The sequence below is a fragment of the Pseudarthrobacter xylosi genome (assembly GCF_055412765.1).
In genome coordinates this window covers 50,301-72,877 of record NZ_JBVAYT010000005.1, presented here as the reverse complement: position 1 = coordinate 72,877, position 22,577 = coordinate 50,301, and the positions used below count along the sequence as shown (strand labels likewise).

20 protein-coding genes are annotated in these 22,577 nt (G+C 65.3%); 8 read left to right on the top strand and 12 right to left on the bottom strand.

The window, feature by feature from the left end; genetic code table 11:
• Positions 1-152 precede the first annotated feature (152 nt).
• The 4 genes from ACZY1F_RS12350 to ACZY1F_RS12335 all read left to right on the top strand — a co-directional run bounded on the left by ACZY1F_RS12350 (position 153) and on the right by ACZY1F_RS12335 (position 4,342).
• Entirely contained in the window at positions 153-953 is an 801-nt protein-coding gene (locus tag ACZY1F_RS12350; protein WP_463941966.1) for a DeoR/GlpR family DNA-binding transcription regulator, read from the top strand.
• Positions 950-1,957, top strand: coding sequence for a 1-phosphofructokinase family hexose kinase (locus ACZY1F_RS12345; RefSeq protein WP_463941965.1), 1,008 nt, complete (start codon positions 950-952; stop codon positions 1,955-1,957). The genes ACZY1F_RS12350 and ACZY1F_RS12345 overlap by 4 nt, the downstream gene beginning before the upstream one ends.
• A 2-nt stretch (positions 1,958-1,959) precedes the next feature.
• Positions 1,960-4,002 carry a PTS fructose transporter subunit IIABC gene (locus ACZY1F_RS12340; RefSeq protein WP_463941964.1) on the top strand — a complete coding sequence of 681 codons (2,043 nt, stop codon included), beginning with the start codon at positions 1,960-1,962 and terminating at the stop codon, positions 4,000-4,002.
• A 61-nt stretch (positions 4,003-4,063) separates the two neighbouring features.
• A complete protein-coding gene (locus ACZY1F_RS12335; RefSeq protein ID WP_193340868.1) occupies positions 4,064-4,342 on the top strand; it encodes an HPr family phosphocarrier protein in 279 nt (92 codons plus the stop codon).
• Positions 4,343-4,496: 154 nt separating this feature from the next.
• On the opposite strand, the gene ACZY1F_RS12330 is transcribed toward ACZY1F_RS12335, so the two are convergent.
• Positions 4,497-4,928, bottom strand: coding sequence for an SRPBCC domain-containing protein (locus tag ACZY1F_RS12330; RefSeq protein WP_463941963.1), 432 nt, complete (start codon positions 4,926-4,928; stop codon positions 4,497-4,499).
• Positions 4,928-5,773, bottom strand: coding sequence for a class I SAM-dependent methyltransferase (locus ACZY1F_RS12325; protein WP_463941962.1), 846 nt, complete (start codon positions 5,771-5,773; stop codon positions 4,928-4,930). Before ACZY1F_RS12325 ends, ACZY1F_RS12330 begins: the two co-directional genes overlap by 1 nt.
• Before the next feature lie 263 nt (positions 5,774-6,036).
• On the opposite strand from ACZY1F_RS12325, the gene ACZY1F_RS12320 reads away from it, so the two are divergent.
• On the top strand, positions 6,037-6,303 hold the full coding sequence (locus ACZY1F_RS12320; protein ID WP_463941961.1) for a DUF7218 family protein: 267 nt from the start codon (positions 6,037-6,039) through the stop codon (positions 6,301-6,303).
• Positions 6,304-6,345: 42 nt separating this feature from the next.
• On the opposite strand, the gene ku is transcribed toward ACZY1F_RS12320, so the two are convergent.
• Complete coding sequence (gene ku / locus ACZY1F_RS12315; protein WP_463941960.1) at positions 6,346-7,392, bottom strand: non-homologous end joining protein Ku; 1,047 nt, start codon at positions 7,390-7,392, stop codon at positions 6,346-6,348.
• Between the two features lie 40 nt (positions 7,393-7,432).
• Between ku and ACZY1F_RS12310 the strand changes: the two genes are divergently transcribed.
• Positions 7,433-10,018, top strand: a complete 2,586-nt coding sequence (locus ACZY1F_RS12310; RefSeq protein WP_463941959.1) for an ATP-dependent DNA ligase — start codon at positions 7,433-7,435, stop codon at positions 10,016-10,018.
• 130 nt (positions 10,019-10,148) lie between these two features.
• Here ACZY1F_RS12310 and ACZY1F_RS12305 read toward each other — a convergent pair whose 3' ends face one another.
• Together ACZY1F_RS12305 and ACZY1F_RS12300 are read right to left on the bottom strand one after the other, a co-directional pair.
• Positions 10,149-10,409: a hypothetical protein gene (locus ACZY1F_RS12305; protein ID WP_463941958.1), complete on the bottom strand. Its 261-nt coding sequence runs from the start codon at positions 10,407-10,409 to the stop codon at positions 10,149-10,151.
• 71 nt (positions 10,410-10,480) lie between these two features.
• Positions 10,481-10,693 (bottom strand): hypothetical protein, encoded by a 213-nt coding sequence (locus ACZY1F_RS12300; RefSeq protein ID WP_463941957.1) that lies wholly within the window; start codon positions 10,691-10,693, stop codon positions 10,481-10,483.
• Positions 10,694-11,193: 500 nt separating this feature from the next.
• Between ACZY1F_RS12300 and ACZY1F_RS12295 the strand changes: the two genes are divergently transcribed.
• Positions 11,194-12,804: an MFS transporter gene (locus tag ACZY1F_RS12295; protein WP_463941956.1), complete on the top strand. Its 1,611-nt coding sequence runs from the start codon at positions 11,194-11,196 to the stop codon at positions 12,802-12,804.
• Positions 12,805-13,023: 219 nt separating this feature from the next.
• Complete coding sequence (locus ACZY1F_RS12290) at positions 13,024-14,103, top strand: FUSC family protein (RefSeq protein ID WP_463941955.1); 1,080 nt, start codon at positions 13,024-13,026, stop codon at positions 14,101-14,103.
• Here the strand turns inward: ACZY1F_RS12290 and ACZY1F_RS12285 are convergent.
• The 7 genes from ACZY1F_RS12285 to ACZY1F_RS12255 form a co-directional block, all read right to left on the bottom strand.
• On the bottom strand, positions 14,069-14,836 hold the full coding sequence (locus ACZY1F_RS12285; protein ID WP_463941954.1) for an SDR family NAD(P)-dependent oxidoreductase: 768 nt from the start codon (positions 14,834-14,836) through the stop codon (positions 14,069-14,071). The genes ACZY1F_RS12290 and ACZY1F_RS12285 overlap by 35 nt on opposite strands.
• A gap of 196 nt (positions 14,837-15,032) precedes the next feature.
• Positions 15,033-16,919, bottom strand: a complete 1,887-nt coding sequence (locus ACZY1F_RS12280; RefSeq protein WP_463941953.1) for an IucA/IucC family protein — start codon at positions 16,917-16,919, stop codon at positions 15,033-15,035.
• Positions 16,916-17,509 (bottom strand): GNAT family N-acetyltransferase, encoded by a 594-nt coding sequence (locus ACZY1F_RS12275; protein WP_463941952.1) that lies wholly within the window; start codon positions 17,507-17,509, stop codon positions 16,916-16,918. Before ACZY1F_RS12275 ends, ACZY1F_RS12280 begins: the two co-directional genes overlap by 4 nt.
• Entirely contained in the window at positions 17,506-18,888 is a 1,383-nt protein-coding gene (locus tag ACZY1F_RS12270; protein WP_463941951.1) for a lysine N(6)-hydroxylase/L-ornithine N(5)-oxygenase family protein, read from the bottom strand. The genes ACZY1F_RS12275 and ACZY1F_RS12270 overlap by 4 nt, the downstream gene beginning before the upstream one ends.
• Positions 18,885-20,513, bottom strand: a complete 1,629-nt coding sequence (locus ACZY1F_RS12265; protein WP_463942236.1) for a pyridoxal phosphate-dependent decarboxylase family protein — start codon at positions 20,511-20,513, stop codon at positions 18,885-18,887. Before ACZY1F_RS12265 ends, ACZY1F_RS12270 begins: the two co-directional genes overlap by 4 nt.
• Before the next feature lie 266 nt (positions 20,514-20,779).
• The gene (locus ACZY1F_RS12260) at positions 20,780-21,112 is read right to left on the bottom strand and encodes a GNAT family N-acetyltransferase (protein WP_463941950.1); all 333 of its coding nucleotides are present in this window, start codon (positions 21,110-21,112) and stop codon (positions 20,780-20,782) included.
• The gene (locus ACZY1F_RS12255; RefSeq protein WP_463941949.1) at positions 21,109-22,467 is read right to left on the bottom strand and encodes an acyltransferase family protein; all 1,359 of its coding nucleotides are present in this window, start codon (positions 22,465-22,467) and stop codon (positions 21,109-21,111) included. Before ACZY1F_RS12255 ends, ACZY1F_RS12260 begins: the two co-directional genes overlap by 4 nt.
• Positions 22,468-22,577 lie beyond the last annotated feature (110 nt).

Genomic DNA, 22,577 nt, shown 5'->3' with positions numbered 1-22,577 from the left:
ACGGGAGGCCCTGCCCAGATTTCTGTGTTTTTGTGGCTTTCGTTGACAAACCAACATAGACACAGATAAAGTCAAGTAATTCAACATCATGTGATACCAGTCACTGGACGTCGCAGCCGCTGGGTTTCAGCACTTTACGCAATGGAGGGTACGTGTTCGCCGAGGAGCGCCAGCAGAAGATAGCCGAGCTTGTTGCCGGCACCGGCCGGGTCAGCGTGACCATGCTGGCTGAGCGCTTCCGCATCACCACCGAAACCGTCCGCCGCGACCTCGCCACCCTGGAAACCACCGGCACTGTGCGAAGGGTCCACGGCGGAGCAGTTGCGGCCGACCGGTTCAGCACCACCGAAGAAAGCATCAACGAACGGGCCATCCAGCGCCCGGACCAGAAGATGCGCATCGCGCAAGCGGCCCTTGCACTGATCCCCCAGGCAAAGTCCGGCAGCATCCTGCTCGACGCCGGTTCCACCACCGAGGCCTTGGCCGACCTCCTCTCCCGCCGCGTCGCCGTCGAACCTTCCGCCGAAGCCGGTGACGAACTGGTGGTCATCACGCACGCCGTTCCCATTGCAGCGAAGCTGTCCAGCGCCCCCGGAATCGCCCTCCAGATCCTGGGTGGCCGCGTGCGGGGCCTCACCCAGGCCGCCGTGGGGCAGTCAACAGTGGAGGCCGCGCAGCGGATGCGCCCGGACATCGCGTTCATCGGCACCAACGGCATCCACCCCAGTTTTGGCCTCAGCACTCCCGATCCTGAAGAAGCCGCCGTCAAGGCAGCCTTCGTCCATTCGGCGCGCCGCATCGTGGTGCTGGCCGATTCCTCCAAGCTGGACGCAGAAACCCTGGTCCAGTTCGCCTCCCTGAAAGATCTGGACACTTTGATTACAGACAGCGAGCCCAGCCCCGAGCTGGCGGCGGCCCTGGCCGAGGCCGGCGTTGACGTGGTGATCGCATGATCGTCACCTTCACGGCCAACCCCAGCCTGGACCGCACGGTGGCCCTCCCCGGCCCCCTGGAACGTGGCGAGGTCCAGCGAGCCGTCTCGGTCAGCCAGGAATCCGGCGGCAAGGGCGTCAATGTCTCCCGCGCCCTGGTCGCCTCCGGCCTGGAGACCATCGCGGTGCTTCCGGGCGCCGCGAGTGATCCCGTGCTCGCCGGACTGCTCCACGAAGGCGTGCCGTTCGCGGCCCTTCCCATCGACGAGCCGCTGCGCACCAACGTGGCGCTCACCGAACCGGGCGGCGTGACCACCAAGATCAACGAGCCCGGACCCTTACTGAGCGGGGACCAGCAGGAAGCCCTGATCAAGCTGCTTCTGGAGCGCGCCCGCGGCGCCAGCTGGGTGGTCCTGGCCGGTTCCCTGCCTCCCGGCTTCCCTGCCGACTTCTACGCCACCGTCACCCGGCGGTTGCGGGCCGCTGCGGGTACCGGAGCCGACGGCGGCGCCCCGCTGATCGCCGTCGACTCCTCCGGCAGCCCGCTCGTCGCTGCCGTCGCGGACGCGTCAGCGGACGCTGTGTCCGGGAAACCGGACCTCCTCAAACCCAACGCCGAGGAACTGGCGGAACTGGCTGCTGCAGCCGGCTTCGCCACGGCGTCCACCGCAGACGAACTGGAAGCGGATCCGGAGGCTGCTGCAGCGGCCGCCGCCGCCGTCGTGCGTTCCGGTGTGGGTGCTGTGCTGGCAACTCTCGGATCCAAGGGAGCTGTGCTGGTAACGGCCGACGGCGCGTGGCTGGCCACGCATCCGCCGGTCGCCGCGGTCAGTACTGTCGGCGCGGGCGATTCATCGCTGGCTGGCTATCTGCTCGCCCACGGCCAGGGCGCCGCCCCGGCCGATTGCCTCCGTCAGGCAGTGGCACACGGTGCCGCCGCCGCCTCCCTGCCGGGTTCCACTGTCCCGGCAGTCCACCAAACCACCCCGGATGCCGTAACCATCACGGCCCTTCGAAAGGATTGACAGTGACTCAGCTCATCACCACCGAACTGGTCGAGCTCGACCAGAACCTGGGCACCTCGCCCGAGGACGTGATCCGGCACCTGGCCAGCAAAGTAGCTGCCACCGGACGCGCATCAGAGGTTGAAGGCCTCTTCGCCGACGCCTTCGCCCGCGAACAGAAGACCGCCACCGGAATCCCCGGCGGCATCGCCATCCCGCACTGCCGCTCTGCCGCGGTCATCGAACCCACGCTGGCCATGGCCCGCCTCAACCCCAAGGTGGACTTCGGCGCCAAGGACGGCCCCGCGGACCTGATCTTCTTCATCGCCGCCCCCGACGGCGCCGATCAGGAACACCTGAAGTTGCTGTCCAAGCTGGCCCGGTCCCTGATCAAAAAGGACTTCACGGCCGCGCTGCGTGCGGCTTCTTCCCGCGAGGAAATCGTGGCACTGGTGGATGGCGCTTTGGCGGACAAACCGGCAGCCCACGCTGCTGCTGCACCCGCTGCTTCTGCTGATGCGGCGCCTGCCGCTGGCGCGGTTGCAGCCGGCTCAACCACCGCGGGTCCCAGGCGCCTGGTGGCCGTGACCGCGTGCCCCACTGGCATAGCCCACACGTACATGGCTGCCGATTCACTGGTTGCCGCTGCCCAGGAAATGGGCGTGGACCTGCAGGTGGAGACCCAGGGTTCCTCCGGCGCGAAGCCGCTTGACCCTGCCGTCATTGCCGCCGCCGAAGCCGTGATCTTCGCGGTGGACGTGGATGTCCGCGGCAAGGAGCGCTTCGCCGGCAAGCCAGTCATCAACGCCCCCGTCAAGCGGGGCATCGATGAGCCCGCCAAGATGGTCCAGGAGGCGCTCACTGCCGCTGACAATCCGAATGCGCGCCGCGTCCCCCACTTCGGGGCAGAGGAACAGGCCGACAACGAGGCCACCGAAAAGGGCGAGCACATCGGCCAGAAGCTGAAGAAGGCACTGCTCACCGGTGTCAGCTACATGATTCCGTTTGTGGCCGGTGGCGGCTTGCTGATCGCACTGGGCTTTCTCCTGGCGGGTTTCGACATCGCCTTGGGCACAAAAGCCAACGACATTCTGGCGGCCAACACGCTGTTCAATCTCCCTGATGGCAACCTGGCACTTTATCTCGGCACCGTGTTCTTCAAAATCGGCGCCCTGTCCATGGGCTTCCTGGTACCGGCGTTGGCCGGCTACATCGCCTACGCCATCGCCGACCGGCCCGGAATTGCACCGGGCTTTGTGGCAGGCGCCGTCTCCGGGTTCATGGGTGCCGGCTTCCTCGGCGGCATCGTCGGTGGCCTGCTCGCAGGCTACATCGCCCACGTCATCGGGACCTGGTCGGTTCCCCGCTGGCTCCGGGGTCTGATGCCGGTGGTGATCATCCCGCTGCTTGCCTCGATCGTTGCCTCGGGCCTGATGTTCCTGATCCTTGGCGGTCCGATCGCTGGCCTCACGACAGCCCTGAACACCTGGCTCTCCGGCATGTCCGGCGCCTCCGCCATCGTTCTGGGCATCATTCTCGGCCTCATGATGTGCTTTGACCTCGGCGGCCCGGTCAACAAGGTGGCCTACGCGTTCGCCGTTGCCGGCCTCGGCGCAGGGAGCGCCACCAACCAGGCCCCTTGGCAGATCATGGCAACCGTGATGGCCGCAGGCATGGTCCCGCCGCTGGCAATGGCCCTGGCCACCGTCCTCGACAAGAAGCTCTTCAGCCTGGCTGAACGCGAAAACGGCAAGGCAGCCTGGCTGCTGGGCGCCTCCTTCATCTCCGAAGGTGCCATCCCCTTCGCCGCGGCCGACCCGCTGCGTGTGATCCCCGCCAGCATGGTGGGCGGCGCCCTCACCGGCGCTCTCTGCATGGCCACCGGCGTCACCTCCCAGGCACCCCACGGCGGTATCTTCGTGTTCTTCGCCATTGGCAACCTGGCGATGTTCGTCATCGCCATCCTGGCCGGAACCGTGGTCAGCGCGCTGGCAGTCATCGCCCTCAAGCGCTGGGCCGTCCGCGAGCCCGCTGCTACCGTGGAGTCCGTTCCCGCAACGGTCTGACCCTTACCCACCACAGATTCACGGCGCTGAACCAGGCGCCGAAAGACAAAAAGGAGCAATAATGTCAGAACGCACCGCAACCGTCGCCAGCCGAGTAGGCTTGCACGCCCGCCCCGCCGCCATCTTTGCCGAGGCCGCCGGCGAGTTCGACCTGGACATCACCATCGCCCGCCAAGGCGAGCCGGTCGATGAGGCGATGGACGCCGCGAGCATCCTGTCCCTCATGAGCCTGGGTGCCGCCCACGGCGATGTTGTGGTGCTCCGCGCCGAAGGTACAGGCGCGGATGACGCCCTGGAGCGTCTGGTCCAGATCCTGGAAACGGACCACGACGCCGAGTAAACAGCCTGACGCCAGCGGCCGCCGTCGCGCCTGTCCCTCTTTTAGGGAAGGTACGACGGCGGCCGCTGGCTGTTAAGCGTCTGGCCCAACTAGGTCGCAGTAGGTGTCGTTATGGAGGCTCATAACGACATGTGCTGCTACTCAGTTGGGGCGGTTAGCCGCGTTCGGCGATCTTCTTCACGTCCGCCACGAGCATGTCCCACATACCCTTGGAGTGTTCCGCCGCGTCCTCGTTGGCGTTGTTGTCCTGCGAGAGCGTAAGCACTGTTGCACCGTCCTGGCCCTCGAGGGTCCAGGTGAGCGTGTGGTAATTTTCCGGCTTGTCCTCCTGGCCGCCCAGCGGACTGAAGTGCGTGTGGACCAGCTTGCGGCCGGGATCCACCTCAAGGATCTCGCCCTTATCCTCGTAGGGTTTGCCTTCCCACTCGCCGCGCCACGCGATGGGGCTACCCTCCGTCCAGTCGGTTTCCAGGTCCGCGCCGAACATAAATTCCTTCACGGCGGCCGGATCGGTGATGACCGTCCAGACGCGGTCCGCCGGAGCATCAATGGTGATGGTGGATGTGGCCATAAGGTTCGCGGGCATTATTTGGCCTCCTTGGCGGTGAACAGCAAGTATTCCCATTCCATCTGCCACGCGGCGTCGCCGTGCGCGTCACCGAAGGAGTCGGCAAGTTCGGTGAGGGCCATGTCCAGCGCCTGGACCTTGTCCTGGTCGTTGCCGATGAACTTGTACACCGAGATGGTGGGACCGTAGTGGGACTTGAAATAGCGCAGGAAGTCCTCCGGCTGGTGGAAACTGCGGATGGCCAATGTGCGCTTTTTCGCCTGGATATCCGTTATCCGGTCGCCGAAGAGTTCCCGCACGTGGTCCTCACTGCCCCACAGGGGCGGCGGCTGGGCTCCGGGCGGAGGCGGCGGCGCGAACGGCTTCATGGCGGCAAACATCCTTCCAATGAAGCCTTCGGGCGTCCAGCTGAGCAGGCCGATGGTGCCGCCGGGTTTGCACACCCGGACAATTTCGTCCGCTCCGGCCTGATGGTGCGGCGCGAACATCACGCCCAGGCAGGACGTGACCACGTCAAACGAATTGTCCTCGAACGGCAGCGCCTCGGCGTCTGCTTCCACCCATTCAAGCCCGACGCCGCGATCGGCAGCCTGCCGGCGCCCGGCGTCGAACAGTTCCGGGGTGAGGTCGCTGGCCACCACATGCGCACCCATCATGGCCGCAGGGATGGCCGCGTTGCCGGCACCGGCCGCCACGTCCAAAACGTGCTGCTTCGACTTGATTCCGCAGGCATCAACCAGGATGGCCCCGAGGTCCTGTACCAGTTCACTGGCCAGTGCAGGGTAATCCCCCGAGGCCCACATAGCCCGGTGCTTTTGCTTCAGTGCCCGGTCTGCCTCGTCTACGTCCGCTTTGTCATTCATGGTGGCGCCCCTCTCCTTTGACAGGCTTTTCCCTTGACAGGCTTCGAGCGACAGAACGCTGTTCCACAGGGCTGTAATGCGACCCATTGTGGCCGCAGCGGCGCGGGCTGTAAAGCGTCTGCAGCTACGGTCTCCCCGGGGAAGCAAGCAACCTTAGTGATTCCTTGTGTTTCCAGAGTCCCGGAATTAGCGTGGAAGCCTGACCAGCCAATACGGTGCGACAGCGGCCAGGATTTCGGCAGGACCCTGTGAAGGAGGACGACATGCCCGGAAAGAAAAACCCGAGCCTGAAAGATCCCGAACTCTACGAGGAACTGCGCGAAGACGGAGCGTCCAAGCAGAAGGCCGCCCGCATCTCCAACGCGGCCGCCAACAAAGGCCGCTCCGCGGTGGGGCGCAAGGGCGGCAAATCCGGCGATTACGAGGATTGGACCGTCCCGCAGCTGAAGACCAAAGCCAAGGAGATAGGCCTCACCGGTTACTCAGCCAAAAAGAAGAGCGAGCTTATCTCCGCCCTGCGGAACTCCTAGGCGGCGGCCATCTCCCCCAACGCAACGTGTTCGCGCACCGCATCAAGCCCCCTTTCGCGCCCGCGTGGTGGTGGCCTTCGCCGCAGGTTTCGCAGCGGCGGCCTTGGCTGCAGTTTTGGTTCCGGAGGACTTCGCCGCAGCCGTCTTGGCACCCGTCGTCCTCGCCCCCGCCGTCTTGGCACCGGCTCTGGCGGGAGCCTTCCCGCCGGAACTGTCGGCACTTTCTTCCGTGCCGGCGTCGTCCGCGTCCCCGGAAGCCGCATCCGCGGTGCCCGCATCCTCACTGGCGGCAGGCTTCCCGCCGCCACGCTTCCGCTCCAGGCTGCGCTTCAGCGCCTCCATCAGGTCGATGACCTCGCCGTTGCCGCCCTCACCCGCTTCGGCGCCGAACGTTTCGTCGGTATCGAGCGAATCGCCCTTCTCCAGCTTGGCCTCGATGAGCTTTCGGAGCTGGACCTGATAGTCATCAGTGAAGTGCTCGGGTTCGAAATCGGCGGCCATGGACTCCACCAGGGCGGCGGACATTTCGCGTTCCTGGGCGGAAATCCGGATGGACGTGTCCAGGGCCGGGAAGCTGGCCTCCCGGACCTCATCGGGCCACAGCAAGGACTGCAGGACCAGGACGTCGTCCTTGATGCGCAGCGCCCCCAGCCGGGTCTTCTCGCGCAGGGCAAACTGGACGATGGCCACCCGGTCCGTATCCTCAAGCGCCCTGCGCAGCAGGACGTAGGCCTTGGGCGACTTGGAATCCGGCTCCAGGTAGTAGCTCTTCTCGAACATCATGGGTTCGAGCTGTTCGGACGGAACAAACTGGACCACCTCGATCTCGTGGCTGTTCTCCGCCGGGATGGATTTAAGCTCCTCCTTGGACAGGACCACCGTCCGGCCGTCGTCCTCGAATGCCTTGTCGATGTCCGAATAATCGATGATCTTGCTGCACACCTCGCAGCGGCGCTGGTACCGGATCCGGCCGCCGTCGGCATTGTGGACCTGGTGGAGGCTGATGTCGTGGTCCTCGGTGGCGCTGTAGACCTTCACGGGCACGTTCACCAGGCCAAACGCAATGGCACCTTTCCAGATGGCTCTCATCCCTCAAGTGAACATCACGCGGGGCCGGAGGTGAAGACCCATGGCCGGTCCTAAGGAGCGTGTCAGGGTGGCGGGCCGGGAACTGACCCTCACCAACCTGGACAAAATCATCTACCCGGAGACCGGCACCACCAAGGCCGACGTCCTGGCCTACTACGCCGCCGTGGCCCATATCCTGATTCCCGCGGCGGCCAACCGCCCCGCCACCCGCAAGCGGTGGGTCAACGGCGTGGGCACCGCCGGGCAGCCCGGCGAAGTGTTCTTCCAGAAGAACCTGGAGGATTCAGCGCCCGGCTGGCTCCCCCGGGCTGCCATCAAGCACAAGGACCGGACCATCTACTACCCGATGGTGAACGATCCCGCCACGCTCACCTGGTTCGGCCAGATCAATTCCCTGGAAATCCATGTCCCCCAGTGGCAGGTGGACTCACACGGCAAGCAGCTCAATCCGGACCGCCTGGTCCTGGACCTCGATCCCGGCGACGGCGCAGGCCTGGAGGAATGCGCCGAGGTTGCGTTCCTGGCAAGGGCCATCCTGCAGGACGTGGGCCTGGATCCTGTGCCGGTGACCAGCGGCAGCAAGGGCATCCACCTTTACGCCGGCCTTGACGGCACGCAGACCTCCGATCAGATCTCGGACTTTGCCCACGAACTGGCCCGCGCATTGGAAGCGGACCACCCCGATCTCGCCGTCAGTGACATGAAAAAAACGCTGCGCAAAGGCAAGGTGCTGGTGGACTGGAGCCAGAACAGCGCCGCCAAAACCACCATCGTCCCGTACTCCCTGCGCGGCCGCCTCACCCCCACGGTGGCTGCCCCGCGGACCTGGGAAGAGATCGGCTCCCCCAAGCTGCAGCACCTCGACTACGACGCCGTGCTGCGCCGGGTGAAGGCAGGCAAGGACCCCTTCGCCGCCGTCGGCCGCGGTGCCGGGCACCCGGGAGACGCTGGGATCCCTCCCGACGGGAAGACGGACGACGGCGGCGCGCACGCCCGGCTGGAGCGGTACCGGTCGATGCGGGATCCCAATGCGACGCCGGAACCGTTCTCCGGCGCCACCGGAAATGGGGACACCTTCGTGATTCAGGAGCACCATGCGAGCAGGCTCCACTTCGACTTCCGGCTGGAGCACGAGGGTGTCCTGGTGTCCTGGGCCCTGCCGAAGGGCGTCCCGGAATCCGGTGGGAAGAACCACCTGGCGGTCCAGACCGAGGACCATCCTTTGGACTACGCCACTTTTGAAGGCACCATTCCCAAAGGCCAGTACGGCGCCGGCGAAGTTACCATCTGGGACCACGGCACGTATGAGCTGGAGAAATGGATCAACGGCCGGGAGGTCATCGCCACCCTGACGGGCTCTGAGGGCGGGGGCCTCGGCGGAACCAGGAAGTTCGCCCTCATCCATACCGGCCGCGGGCAGGGCAAGGACGCCGAAGGGCAATGGCTCATCCACCTGATGGACAAGGACCACCACACGTTCCATCCGCGGCGGGCCCACATGGAGGATGAACCGGCGGAGGAACCGGACGATGCTTCGACGGCGGATTCCGCGGCAGGTGATTCGACGGCGGATTCCCCGGCAGGTGATTCGGCGGCGGGCGGCACTTCCGGGACTGAGCCTGCCGCCGAAGTTTCCCCGGCCACGGCCGCGCCTTCCCTGCCACTTCGTGCGGAGGATTTCAGTCCCATGATGGCAACGTCCGGCACCGCCGCCGACCTCCACGGCAGCGACTGGCAGTTTGAGCTGAAGTGGGACGGCGTGCGTGCCCTGCTGGTCGCGGACGAAAAGAACGTCCGCATCTTCAGCCGCAACGGCATCGATGTCACGGCAACCTACCCAGAACTGACGGACCGGTCTTTCTGGCCGGCGGGGCCGTTCGTCGCCGACGGTGAGATCATCGCCGTCGGGCCTTCCGGAAAGCCCGACTTCGGGCTGCTCCAGGGGCGAATGAAGCTGACCCGGCCCGGCGACGTCGCAAGGGCCCGCGCAGCGATTCCGGTCCGACTCATGCTTTTTGACCTCCTGTCTGACGGCGGCGAGGACCTTCGCCGGCTGCCTTTCGCGAAGCGGCGGGTGCGCTTGGACGCATTCCATCTTGCGTCGGAGTGTCCCGTGGAGCTGTCCACCGTCCTGGACGAGAGGATCGAGCACATCCTGGAAAGCGCCCAGGAACTGGGCCTCGAAGGCGTGATGGCCAAGCGGACCGACAGCCGCTACGTCAGCGGGCAACGGACCCGGACGTGGATCAAGATCAAGCTGGAGCAGACCCAGGAAGTGGTGGTTGGTGGCTGGCGGCCGGGCAAGGGTGGGCGGCAGAGTTCGGTAGGTTCGCTGCTGGTGGGCATCCCCGAGGGCAACAAGCTGCGCTATGTGGGCCGGGTGGGTAGTGGGTTCAGCATGCGCGAACTGGAGGAACTCCGGCGGAAGGTGGACGATCTGGCCCGCAAGACGTCACCGTTCGACGACGTTCCCCACGAGGACGCCTCGGACGCCCACTGGGTGACGCCCCGGATGGTCGGAGAGGTGACTTTCGGGGAATGGACGGGCAGCGGCAAGCTCAGGCATCCGGTGTGGCGGGGCTGGCGGCTGGACAAATCCCCGGACGAAGTAGTGCCGGAGGGGTAGCATCCACGACTCGCCCATGACGCGCAAATTTTCCTGGGACACAGAAACGGCTTGGCGTCACCCGAATTCGGGTGACGCCAAGCCGTTTGTGTGTCGTCAGGTTAGATCCGCGTCGTCAGCGGGATTGCGCCTAGGACGAGTGCGGCATCTGGGGGCGGCCGGTGCGGTGCACGGCCGTGACTGCAGCTTCCTGGCCCATACGGCCGTGGCCTTCACCCCGCTCTTTGGGGTGCAGGCGCTTGCCGTTGCCGTCCGGCCAGTGGCGTTCGCCGGCCATCGCGGTTGTCACCGCGATGGTGGCCGGGTCCGGCATGGACGGGGTGTCCATGGCTGCCGCGAGATGGCCAGCGACCTCCGGTTCGATCTTTGCTCCAGCATGTTTTTCAGCCATTTTTTCTTCCTTCCGCAATGAAATGAAGTGGTTACCAATAGTAGGTCTGGCTTGCTGTCCGGGCGCTGGAATTACCAGCGGACCTTCTTCTCCGCCGGGCCCTGCTTGCCGCTGGCGTGGGTGGGCTTGTGGCTCTTGCCGACGCTCTGCAGCCCGGCGTCGCCGCCCCGGGATTTGCTGGCGAGCATGGCCCGCTGTGCTTCGGTGAGCCCGGCCCGGATGCCCTTGGCGTCGGCGTCGTCCTGCGCGGAGTCGGGCTGGGTGGGAGTGTTGTTTTCAGTCATTTGGTGGAACCTTTCTGAGGAGAATCAGTGTGTCTGACGAGGTCAGCTGGACGGGGCCGGTGGTACCAGGCCGCAGGCGTCCGCCTACTCAAAAATCAGTGTTCCCATGGATCAACAATAGGCAGTTTCAGGCTCGATTGTGAACCCCCGGCTTCCGGCCCGTATATGGGACGGATGGCGGTCTGCTAGGAAGGCAGGACGGCGGCCGGACGGCCGTGGCGGCTGTCACTTTTCCGCGTGATTCAGGGGAAAAGTGGTCCCGAAAATGCGTCCGGATCAAAAAGATTCGATAACGGTGAGCCCGAATCGCCATAATCCCAGTAACGACGGGGCGAGAGCCGCCAAAAGAAATCGCTCAAAGCCAGTGGAAACGCTCTCTAACGAGGGAACTTTACGGCATGAAACTCTCAATTGCCATGGAAACCGCGTAAAATTGAAGGCCTGCCCAGAGCGGGGCAGCTACAAGTCGCAAGCAAATGACCTCCATAGGAGTCGCCCAAATGCCCACAGACCGAAGCACGACCGACTCTTCAGCAGGCGTGAACAACGCCGGCCGACCCAACGATGCAGGACCCAACAACGCACGACCCGCCGCGCCAACAAGCGCGCGGAAACCTAAGATCCTTACGCGTCGCCGACTCAAAGAGTCCGACGTGAATGTGGTCAACCAGCCCATGCTTAAGAAAGCGCTCGGCGGAACCATCGTGGGTAACACCATGGAATGGTTCGACGTCGGCGTATTCGGCTACCTGATCACCACCATGGGACCCGTCTTCCTTCCCGAAGCCGACAAGTCCGTCCAGACGCTGTTCCTGCTTGGAACCTTCGCCGCCACGTTCATCGCCCGTCCACTCGGCGGCATCGTGTTCGGCTGGCTCGGCGACAAGATCGGGCGCCAAAAAGTACTCGCCGCAACACTCATGATCATGGCGGCGAGCACGTTCGCCGTCGGACTCCTGCCCGGATACGCGCAGATCGGCATCTGGGCCGCGGCGCTGCTGGTAATCCTGAAGCTCATCCAGGGCTTCTCCACCGGCGGTGAATACGCCGGCGCCACCACGTTCGTCAGCGAATACGCTCCGGACAAGCGCCGTGGATTCTTTGCAAGCTTCCTGGACATGGGCAGCTACCTCGGATTTGCCCTGGGTGCGGCGCTGGTTTCCGTCCTGCAGCTGACCCTGGGCCAGACCACCATGGAGGAATGGGGCTGGCGCATTCCATTCCTGATCGCAGGTCCGTTGGGCCTCATCGCGATCTACTTCCGGAACAAGATCGAGGAATCCCCTCAGTTCCAGGCCACCCTGGACGCGCAGGAATCCATCGGACAGGCCGCAGCAGCAGCTGACGTTGACGCCGCCAAGACTCCGGTCGGAATCGTCAAGGCTTATTGGCGCTCGCTACTCGTGGCGATGATCCTTGTGGCCGCTGCTAACACCGCCGGCTACGCCCTGACGTCCTACATGCCCACGTACCTCACCGAGTCCAAGGGCTACGACGAGGTCCACGGCACGCTCCTGACCATCCCCGTGCTGGTCATCATGGCGTTGTGCATCCCGCTGACGGGCAAGTTGTCCGACCGCATCGGCCGCCGGCCGGTCCTGTGGATCGGCGCCATCAGCACCGTGGTGCTGGCTACGCCGGCCTTCCTCCTCATCGGTGTTGGTGAGGTCTGGTCCACTCTGGCAGGCCTCTCGCTGATCGCCTTCCCGGTGACGTTCTATGTTGCGAACCTCGCATCGGCATTGCCCGCACAGTTCCCGACAGCCAACAGGTACAGCGCCATGGGTATCGCCTACAACTTCGCCGTTGCCATCTTCGGGGGCACCACCCCGTTCATCGTTGCTGCGCTGATCAAGGCCACCGGCGATGACATGATGCCGGCGTACTACCTCATGGTGACTTCAGCCTTCGGGGCTGTGGCCATCTACTTCCTGAAGGAATCAGCCAAGCGTCCGCTGCCCGGCTCCATGCCGAGCGTGGACACCCAGGCGGAGGCCAAGGAACTGGTTGCCACCCAGGACGAGAACCCGCTGATCGATCTGGCCGACATGCCGTTCGAATCCCAGGACGTCACCGATGCCGCGGCCGCCAAGGTTCCGGCCGGAGCCTAAGCACCACAGTTAAGCACCGCAACAACAAACCGGCCTGACTGGGCCGTCTTGTAGCCCGCGCTCAAAGGCCCGTCCTGCGCGCTTCCCTTGGTGGAAGCACGCAGGGCGGGCCTTAGCCGTGCCCGGCCCTACGCGACGCCCTGTGACCCAGCTAATGGTCACTCTTCCGGGCTTCTGCTAATTTTCGAACAAGGCTCTGATTGATAGGTGGTGTTGGCTGTGCGCAGAGTCATGGTCCATGCCCGCACCCTGCACGCCTTGGGCCCGGCGAACAACGACCGGCTCTCGGCCATACGGGTTGCCCTCAGCGTGGCAGTGCCCTCGCTGGTGCTCCTAGCCATCGGCCGCCCCGAGCTCACCATGTACGCAGTATTCGGTGCCTTGACCGGCATGTACGGGCGCTCGGAATCCCATCAGCTGCGCCTCAAGCACCAGGCCCAGGCGGCGGCGGTCCTGGTCAGCGGCATTACGGTGGGCGTGTTCCTGTCCGTCAACCACATCCACTCCTGGTGGCTGGTGCTGGTGGAGGCCTTGCTGGCCGGCGCAGGGTCCCTGTTCTCCGACAAGGTGCGGCTCAAGCCGAACGGACCGTTCTTCGGCATCCTTGCATTAGGCGCCTGCGCCTCGGTCCCGACAAGCGTGCCCTTCCTGACGGCAGTGCTGATCGGTGCAGCCTCGGCTGCCTTCTCAATCTTTGTGGGCTTCGCCGGCTGGCTGCGGGTACGGGCCTGGCAGGCTGGCGCCATGCGGGACGTTCCGCGTCTCAGGGGTGAACTCCGGCAGGCCGCACTGGTGCACGCCGCCCGCTATGTCCTGGCCGTCGGTGCCGCCGGCGCCTGCGGAGTGCTGAGCGGCAGCGGACACCCGCACTGGGCCATGGCCGCTGCCGCCGTCCCCCTCGCCGGAGCCGACCTGCCCAGCCGCGTCCACCGCGGCATCCACCGCATCGTGGGGACGTTCGTCGGGTTGGCGCTGGTCGCCGTCGTACTCTTTCCGGGGCCGCTGTCCCCGTTGCAGTATTTCCCTGGCCATACGGCCGCCGTGCTGGCGCTGCTGGTGATCGCGTTCCAGTTCCCCACCGAGCTGTTTATGGCGCGGCACTACGGCTGGGCCATGGTCTTTTTCACCCCGGTGATCCTGCTGATGACGCAGCTTGCCGCGCCCGCGGACCCGGGCCTCCTGGTCACGGAGCGCGCGGTGGAAACCTTTGTGGGCGCCGTGATCGGTATCGCTGTGGTGGTGGCTGTGCGCGCACCACGGAAAACTACTGCTTCGGACGCCGTGGCGGCCCGGAGGTAAACCGCGCCGGCAGCACGCGCGAGATGGCAGCCACCAGTTTGTAACGTTTGGTGGGGATCGAAACGCCCTTCCCGCGGGCGTTGTCCGCCAGGCCGTCCCGGACCACCCAGTCAGCCCGCAGCCACATCCAGTGCGGGGCGACCGACTTGTCCATGCCCATCCGGTCATGGAATTCGGTGTGCGTGAATCCGGGGCACAACGCCGTGACGTGCACGCCCTTCGGTCCATAGGCAAGGTTGGCCCAGCGGCTGAAGCTGACCTGCCAGGCCTTCGCAGCCGAGTAGCTGCCGCGGTTGGCGAAAGCCGCCACGCTGGCCACGTTGATGATCCGGCCGGAATGCCGTTCAAGCATCCCCTGCAGGGCGGCGTGGCAGAGCTCCATCGGAGTCTCCACGTGCAGCCGCAGGTGCCTTTTCTCGTCGTCCAAGGAATTGTTTTCGAAGGAATGCAGCAGCCCGATTCCCGCGTTGTTCACCAGGACTTCTACCGGCCGCGCGGCGTCCGTGAGGCGCCCGACGACGGCAGCCACGCCGGCATCGTCCGTCAGGTCTGCAGACAGCACCTCCGTGGAAACGCTGTAATCACGCTCGAGTTCTTCAGCAATCTGCTGGAGCCGGGCGGCGTCGCGGGCCACCAACACCATGTGGTGGCCTTCCTGGGCGAGTTGGCGGGCGAACTCAGCTCCCAAGCCTGCGGTTGCCCCTGTTACGAGCGCTGTGGTGGGTGTCTCCATGCGCCCAGACTACGGAAAAACTTTCATGTTGTGTCGATCCGGCCTCGCGCCGTTCGACCTATGGGTGAGAAGTTCGAACGGCGACCTTCCATAACCAAGGAGTGCGAAACCGCCGCCGAACCGGCGCGAACGTACACTTGGGGCCCCGCTCCGGAGGGCCTCAAGTGTACGTTCGCGCTGTCTTGGAGGCGCCAGATCATCTGCCGGCGGCGAACCTGGCAAGCGGGTTGGCGAGCCGGCCCGCCATCTGCAGCCCGCCGGACGGGTCGGTGAGGTCAAGCATCTGCTGGTTGTTCCGCAGCTGCAACCGGTTCAGGCATGACAGTTCGAAGTCCGCGGCGAACAGGTCGTGGCGGGCGAACTGGTCAGCGAGCTCCGGGTTCTCGGCCTGGTAGTCCTGGATAACCCGGGCGGCCGTGCCCCAGAACTCCTCCTCGCTGAGTTTCCCGTCCTCCACCAGCAGGGCACCGAGGAAGCGGAAGATGCAGTCGAACACATCCGTGAAGATGGCCAGCACCTTTTCGGTGTCGGGAATATCCACCTGGATCCGTGACACCTCCTCGGGCAGGTCCAGCCGGCGCCCCATCACCACGATTTCCTCGGCGATGTCCTTCATAACGGCCCGCACGGGCACACCGTCCTCCAGCACCAGGATCACGTTCTCGCCGTGCGGCATGAAGGCTAGCTCATACCGGTAGAGGCAGTGGACCAGCGGCACGAGGTAGGCCTCGAAGTAGCGGCGCAACCATTCGGCGGGTTCCAGTCCGGAGCGCTCGATCAGGGCAGACACCATCGGCTTGCCGGCCGAATCGACGTGCAGCAGGGACGCCATGGTGGCCAGCTGCTGGCCACCCTCCAGCAAAGGGAGCGGACTTTCCCTCCACAGCGCAGACAGCATCTTCCCGTAGGGCGAGCCTTTGGCGGACGCGGCCTCGTAGTAGCTGTTGTGGTAGCCGATCGCCGCGATCTCGCTGATCATGGCCAGGCCGCGCTTCTGCAGTGCTGCGTCTGACCGGATCAGGTCCTGCAGCCAGTCATTGATGGCCGGGGTTGCCTTCATGTACTGGGGCGAGAGTCCGCGCATAAAGCCCATGTTCAGGACGGACATCGCCGTCTTGACGTAGCTCTTGGCCGGGGCGTCCGTGTTGAAGAACGTGCGGATGGACTGCTGGGCCTGGTAGCTGTCAGCCCCCGTCCCCAGGTGGATGATGTGCTGCTGGGCGATCTCGGCCGCGAACGTGACGGTGAGCTTGTTCTCCCACTGCCAAGGGTGCACCGGCATCAGGAAGTACTCCGCGGGGTCAACGCCCTGGGCCACAAATTCGGTGTCAAACGACTGCAGTGCAGCGTCGCCGAGCTCCGCCTCCAGGTGGGCGCTGTAGTCCAGTCCGGCGCTGGCAGTGAAGACAGCCTTGCTGCGGTGGACCCCGATCCACTCCAGGCGGACCGGCGCTCCGGTCTCCGGCGCGAACGCCCGGTAGTCACTGATGCCGAAGCCCAGCCTGCCATTGTTGGCGACAAAACACGGGTGGCCCTCTGTCATGCTGCGTTCGATGGCCTGGAAGTCGGCTGCGGGGTCGGTTCCGCCGGTAACGCCTGCCACGAGTTCTTCGGCGGACGGCTGTCCCAGCCATTGCTTGTAGGAGTGGCCGGCCAGCGTGCTGCTGATCTCCTCGAGGTAGACCGGGAGCATCTCCTCGCGGATCCCCAGGGTGTCCTTGAACTCGGTGATAAAGCGAAGGGCATCGGGGGCGGCATCCTCCCCGCCGCGCGTGCAGCGGATGGAACCGGCGTCCACCGACCAGTGTTCCAACTCAAGGACGCGGGCCGTGAACGAGTACGCCGTTGCGCCGTCGTCGCTGCGGACCACGTACCCCGCGGGCTCCTCCTGACCTGCGGTACCCCGGCCGGAGCCCAGGCGCTGCGGCTCCAGGATGCGTTCGTGCAGGAACTCGGCAAGTGCCTTGCGGACCAGGTGGCGGTTGGCCGTGGCCCAGCGCTCAGGCGCCAGGTGCGGGACGGTGTTGGCGGTGCTGTCGGCGATCGCGGCAATGGTGGGGTTCAGCTCGATAGTAGTAGTCACAGTTGTGCTCCCTGGTGGATCGGGGCGGAAAGGTCATGGGAAGGGACTCGAGGGTGGCCCAGCGCTGCGCGGGCGGCGAGGTAGTCCTGGCGGGTGCAGAAGCTGAGCAGCGCTTCCTTGTCCGGCAGCGTGACCACCCCCGCCGGCTGGAAGCCCAGCCGCTCGTTGAGCACATGGATCTTGGAGTTCCTGGCATCCGGTTCCACTACTACGCGTTCCACGCCTGGCTTTTCGAACAGGCGCCCCAGCACGGCGTCCATCACCGCGGCCGTGTACCCCGGTTTGGGGTCCCCCGACGGCGGCGCCACCAGCAGGTGCATGCCGATGTCGCCCTCCTGCACGGCATAGACCGCGGCCAGTGGCGAGGCGGCCGGCAGGTATTCCTCCATCAGGAAGGCGGGGACGCCGTCGTCGTTGATCCCCAGCAAGGCATGGTGATGCCCCGTTGCCTGGATTTTCGAGTATTCCTCCACCACGCCGTCAACGGTGGAGGACAGCATCCCCCAGAACGACGCGTACGGCTGGGTCACCCAGCTGTGGAGGAGGGGTGCATCGGCATGTGCGTCAACACAGCGGAACGTGAAGCTCATACGGACACCCCGGCTTTTCCGGTTGCGAGCCCTTCGGCAGATTCGGGCAGGCCACCCGGCGGGCCGAACTGCTGGAACGCGATGCTGCGCTCCACGGGATAGACCTCGCGGCCGGTGATCTCACGCAGGATGCACGAGTTGCGGTAGGCGGCCATGCCGAGGTCCGGGGTGACAAAGCCGTGCGTGTGCAGTTCGGCATTCTGGACGAAGATTTCGCCGCGTTCGACGCCGGTGCTGTAGTCGCGTGCCACGGCGAACCGGCCGGCGGTGTCCCTGGCGATCCGGTCCTGGATGCCGGCAAGGAATTCCGGTTCCCGGTAGGTGTAGCCGGTGGCCAGGACCACTGCTTCGCTGTCCAGCACATACTCGGAGCCCTGTTCCTCGTGGCGGAGCTGCAGGGTGTGGGACCCTGCGGCTGGATCCCACGCAGCACCGGTGAGCGATGAGTGGGTCAGGAGCTGGGTGTCCACCATGCCGGAGAGGCTCTTGGTGTACAGGAGGTCGTAGATGGCGTCGATCAGCTCGGAGTTGATGCCTTTGTAGAGGTTCTTCTGGCTCTTGATGAGGCCGTCGCGCTGGTCCTGAGGCAGCCCATGGAAGTAGTCCACGTACTCCGGCGAGGTCATCTCCAGGGTGAGCTTGGTGTATTCCAGCGGGAAGAAACGCCCGGACCGGGTGACCCAGTTCAGCTGGTAGCCGTAGGTGTCCATGTCCTGCAGGAGCTCGTAGTAGATTTCCGCGGCGCTCTGGCCGCTGCCCACGATGGTGATGCTGCGTTTGGCCTGCAGTTCACTCTTACTCGACAGGTAATCGGCATTGTGGAGGACAAGTCCCCCGCCGTTGGCGGCCGCTTCGACTATTCCGTCACAGGCCGCTGGCACGTACGGCGAGGTGCCGGTGCCCAGCACCAGCCGCCGCGCCAGCAGCACCTCGTGCCCGTCCGGACCTTCCGCCGAAAGGCGGTACACGCCGGCGTCGTACGTTATATCCAGCACAGCTGTGCTAAAACGGACCGACCGCAGCTGGCCGGCCACCCACTGGCAGTACTGGTTGTACTCCGCGCGCAGCGGATAGAAGTTTTCGCGGATATAGAACCGGTAGAGCCGCCCGGTCTGCTTGAGGAAGTTAAGGAATGAATACGGCGAGGTGGGGTCGGCCAGCGTCACCAGGTCCGCCATAAACGGCACCTGGAGATGGGCCGGCTCCAGCATCATGCCGGGGTGCCAGTCGAAGGATTCCCGTTGTTCCAGGAAGACGCCGTCCAGCCCGTCCACCGGCTCGCTGAGGGCGGCGAGGCCCAGGTTGAAGGGCCCGACGCCGATCCCGGCGAAGTCGTAGATGTGCGGTTCTGCAGAACTGCTGAAGTCCGCGGCGCTCATGCGGACACCTCGCTGGTGCTGGGGCTGGCACCGTCGCCGGCCAGCAGCTGCGAGCCGGTGCGGCGCAACAGTTCGATGATCTCGCTGATGTCCTCCAGGGTTGCTTCGGCATTGAGGAGGGTGAACTTCAGGTAGTGCCTGCCGGCCACCTTGGTGCCGGCCACCACGGCCTGCCCGGACGCGAAGACCGCCGCGCGGATGGCCGGGTTGAGGGTATCGGCCGCGTCCTCGGAAAGCCGCCCATGGGCGTCGGTGAGACCCTCAGCGCCGGTGAGTTCAGTACCGGAGACCCGCGGCCGGTAGCGGAAGACCAGTGTACTGAGCTGCGGAGCGGTGGCGAGCTCAAAGTCGTCGTCGGCCGCCAGCACGGATCCCACGCGCGCGGCGAGATCGATCGCTTCATCAAACAGGGCGCCAATGGCATCCGCGCCCATGATGCGCAGGGTCAGCCACAGCTTGAGTGCGTCAAAACGCCGGGTGGTCTGGATGCTCTTGTCCACCTGGTTGGGGATCTCGGCCAGGGCGGCGCTTTCCGGGTTCAGGTAGTCCGCGTAGTAGGTGACGTGCTGGAGCATGGCGCGCTCGCGGACCAGCAGGGCGCTGGAACTGACGGGCTGGAAGAACGTTTTGTGGAAGTCCACGGTGACGGAATCGGCCAGGCGGGTCCCGTCCAGCAGGTGGCGGTAGCGGCCGGAAACCATCAGTCCGCCGCCGTATGCCGCATCAACGTGGAACCAGGCACCGTAGGCACGTGACAGGGCGGCGAGGTCCGCGAGCGGGTCCACCGCACCGAAGTCGGTAGTTCCGGCGGTGGCCACAACCGCCATCGGCACCAGCCCGGCGTCGTGCGTTTCCGCCATGGCCCCGGCGAGCGCTGCCGGGTCCATCTTGTGGTCCGCGGTGCAGGGGACGGAGATGACGGCGTCGAAGCCCATGCCCAGCATGGACGCGGACTTCTGGATGCTGAAGTGGCTGTCCGCTGACGTGAAGATGCGCAGTTTTTCCAGTAGGGCAGGCAGCCGGAGTCCGGCGTTGGCCGGCTCTTGCCGCAGCCCGGCAACGGCGTGGTTGCGCGCGATCAGCAGTGCCTGCAGGTTTGACTGGCTGCCGCCGGAGGTGAATACGCCGTCGGCTGCAGCCCCCAGCTGCAGCCGTTCGGCGGTCCAGTCGATGAGCCGGCGCTCGATCATGGTGGCCCCGGCGCTCTGGTCCCAGGTGTCCATCGAGGAGTTCACCGCGGACAGGATGGCCTCCCCTACCAGCGCCGGGATCACCACGGGGCAGTTCAGGTGGGCCGCGTACTTGGCATCGTGGAAGTAGATGGCGTCCCGGAGATAGACGGTCTCAAGTTCCTCCAGGGCCGCGGCGGTGTCCGGGAGCGGCTGGTCCAGGTCAACGGCGCCGATGCGCGCCTTCATTTCGGCAGGCCCGACGCCGGTGAACGGCCGGGTGGTGCGGTCCAGCTTGGTGGCCACGGCGTTGACGCCCTGCAGCACCTGCGCCACGTACCGGGTGGAGTTCCTGGTGTTGAACAGATGGTTGGTGGCAGCGAGGGCCAGCTCCACGCGGGAACCAAAATCCTGCCCGGGCAGGGTTTCCCTCACCCGATTTTCGTCCACATACATCTCATCAACACGGGGCAGCAGCGGCACAGTGGTCATCCTTAGTTCGACGGTGGGGTTGTCTTTAGCAAGGTAAGCCTTACTTAGGTAAACCTTTTCGTCAAACTTTAGTGACTTATTTATCTTAAGCTGCGGGAATACGGGCTTTCTCGAGGCGGGAACGCGTCATTGACTGGCCCTTGTCACTGATCGGGTGCAAAATACTCCGCGCGAACGGACACTTGGGGCCCTCCGGAGGGCGTTTTCGGGGGCCTAAATGACCGTTCGCGCTAGTCGTCCGGCCAGTCGATGTGCTGTTCGTAGCCGCCCTCATGTTTGCGGAGGTACCCGGCGATGAAGGGGCAATGCGGGATGATCCGCTTACCCGAAGCCACCACGTCGTCGAGCGCGAAATGAGCCAGCACCTTGCCCAGGCCCTGGCCCTTGAAGTCTTCGGCGGTGTCGGTATGGAGGAAATCCACATGGCCGGGCAGGTCCCGGAAGAAGGACTGGACGGCGATCTTGCCGCCCACCCGCAACGCGTAGAAGTGGTGCTCGTCATCCCTGGACAGCGAGACGTCAGGGCTGAACTTGTCCTCAGTGGAAATCATGTTCTCAGTCATGGTTCGACACTGGCACTACTTGGCCCGGCTGGCAATGGCCCATCAGGCTGCCGTCCGTGGTGGGCGGCCCGTTCGGCTCCGACATCGCCGGGAACGCGTTCCGGCATCCTGCCCAGCAACAGGACGGCCATCACAAAGCATGCTGCGCCGCCTCCGAGCAGGCCCAGCGTCAGGCCATTGAGGGCAGCGTCCGACACCGGAATGAAGACGACGACGGCGGCCGTCACCACCGCGGCGGCGGGCCTGCCGCGGGTGTGGACAGACGCCGTCGGACGTTCCTCAAGGCGACCGAACGCGCCCAGCACCGGGAGCAGGAGGGCCACAACCCCCAGGAGAACGAGTGGGCGGGCCCACCACCATTCAGCGGTGCCTGCCGCGGGTTTGGGAAATTCTGTGAGGAGCAGGAGCCCGGACATGGCCACGAGCAGCGGCAGGTGCCAGAGGTACACGGTCATGGAGCGGCGGCCGGCAACCATCACCACGGAACGCACCCAGCGGAGGCCGGAAACCCAGCCCAGCACGGGCCGGAAAAGCTGCAGCACGGCAGCCTGGGACACACCAAGGAGCAGCAGGCAGAGGTTTGGCGGGTTGAGGTTGACCAGCATGTTTCCGGAGTAAAGGCCCAGGCCGGTGACCAGCCCGAGCAGCAGGTTGGCCGCCAGGATGATCCCCACCAGGCCGGACCGCGACAGCCTGGCGAAATGACCGTCGGCCATCAGGAAGCCGAGTTGCTGCACGGCGCACCACAGGAAGACAAGATTTGCGTAGGCGAGCATGGGGAGGGCCCCGCGGAAGCAGTCGACGGCCACCACCAGGGCGGCCAGGACGGCAACGGTCAGCCAGGGCGCGCGGCTGTGGAACCGGGCCAGGAGCGGGATGTTGAGCTGGGCTGCCAGGTAGGCGGCGAGGAACCACAGGGGCATGCCGGCCCCTGTGGCCATCAGCTGGACCACCTGGGGGTCAACACCGAACAGAAGCGCGGCCGAAAGGCCCAGGAACATGACCGCCAGGAGTGCCGCCGCCGGGCGGACCAGCCGCAAAAGCCGTGCCTGGGCAAACTCGAAGCCGGTGCCGCCATGGGCCTGCAGCCGCTGCCAGGACTGCAGCCCGGTGGTGCCGCCTGTCACGAAGAACAGCGGCATGACCATAAAGATCCAGATGACCGGTACGAACCACGGCTGATCGCCCAGCGTATTTTCAGTGGTCACGGTGCCGTCCCTCTGGAGGACGGGGCTGACCATCATGCAGTGGCCCACCACCACCAAGGCCAGGCAGAAGAACCGGACAAGGTCGATCACCGGGTCGCGCTGGACCGCCTGTTCACTGTGCGGGGCCGGCCCCTTCACACCACTCATGTGCAGTCCCTACAAGCGCCGATGCTGCTGTTGACTCAATTGTCCGCCCGCGACGTGCTCCCGGCGAGAAAAGTGTTGTGCGGGCCAGAAAACGGGTAGTGCGTCGCCTC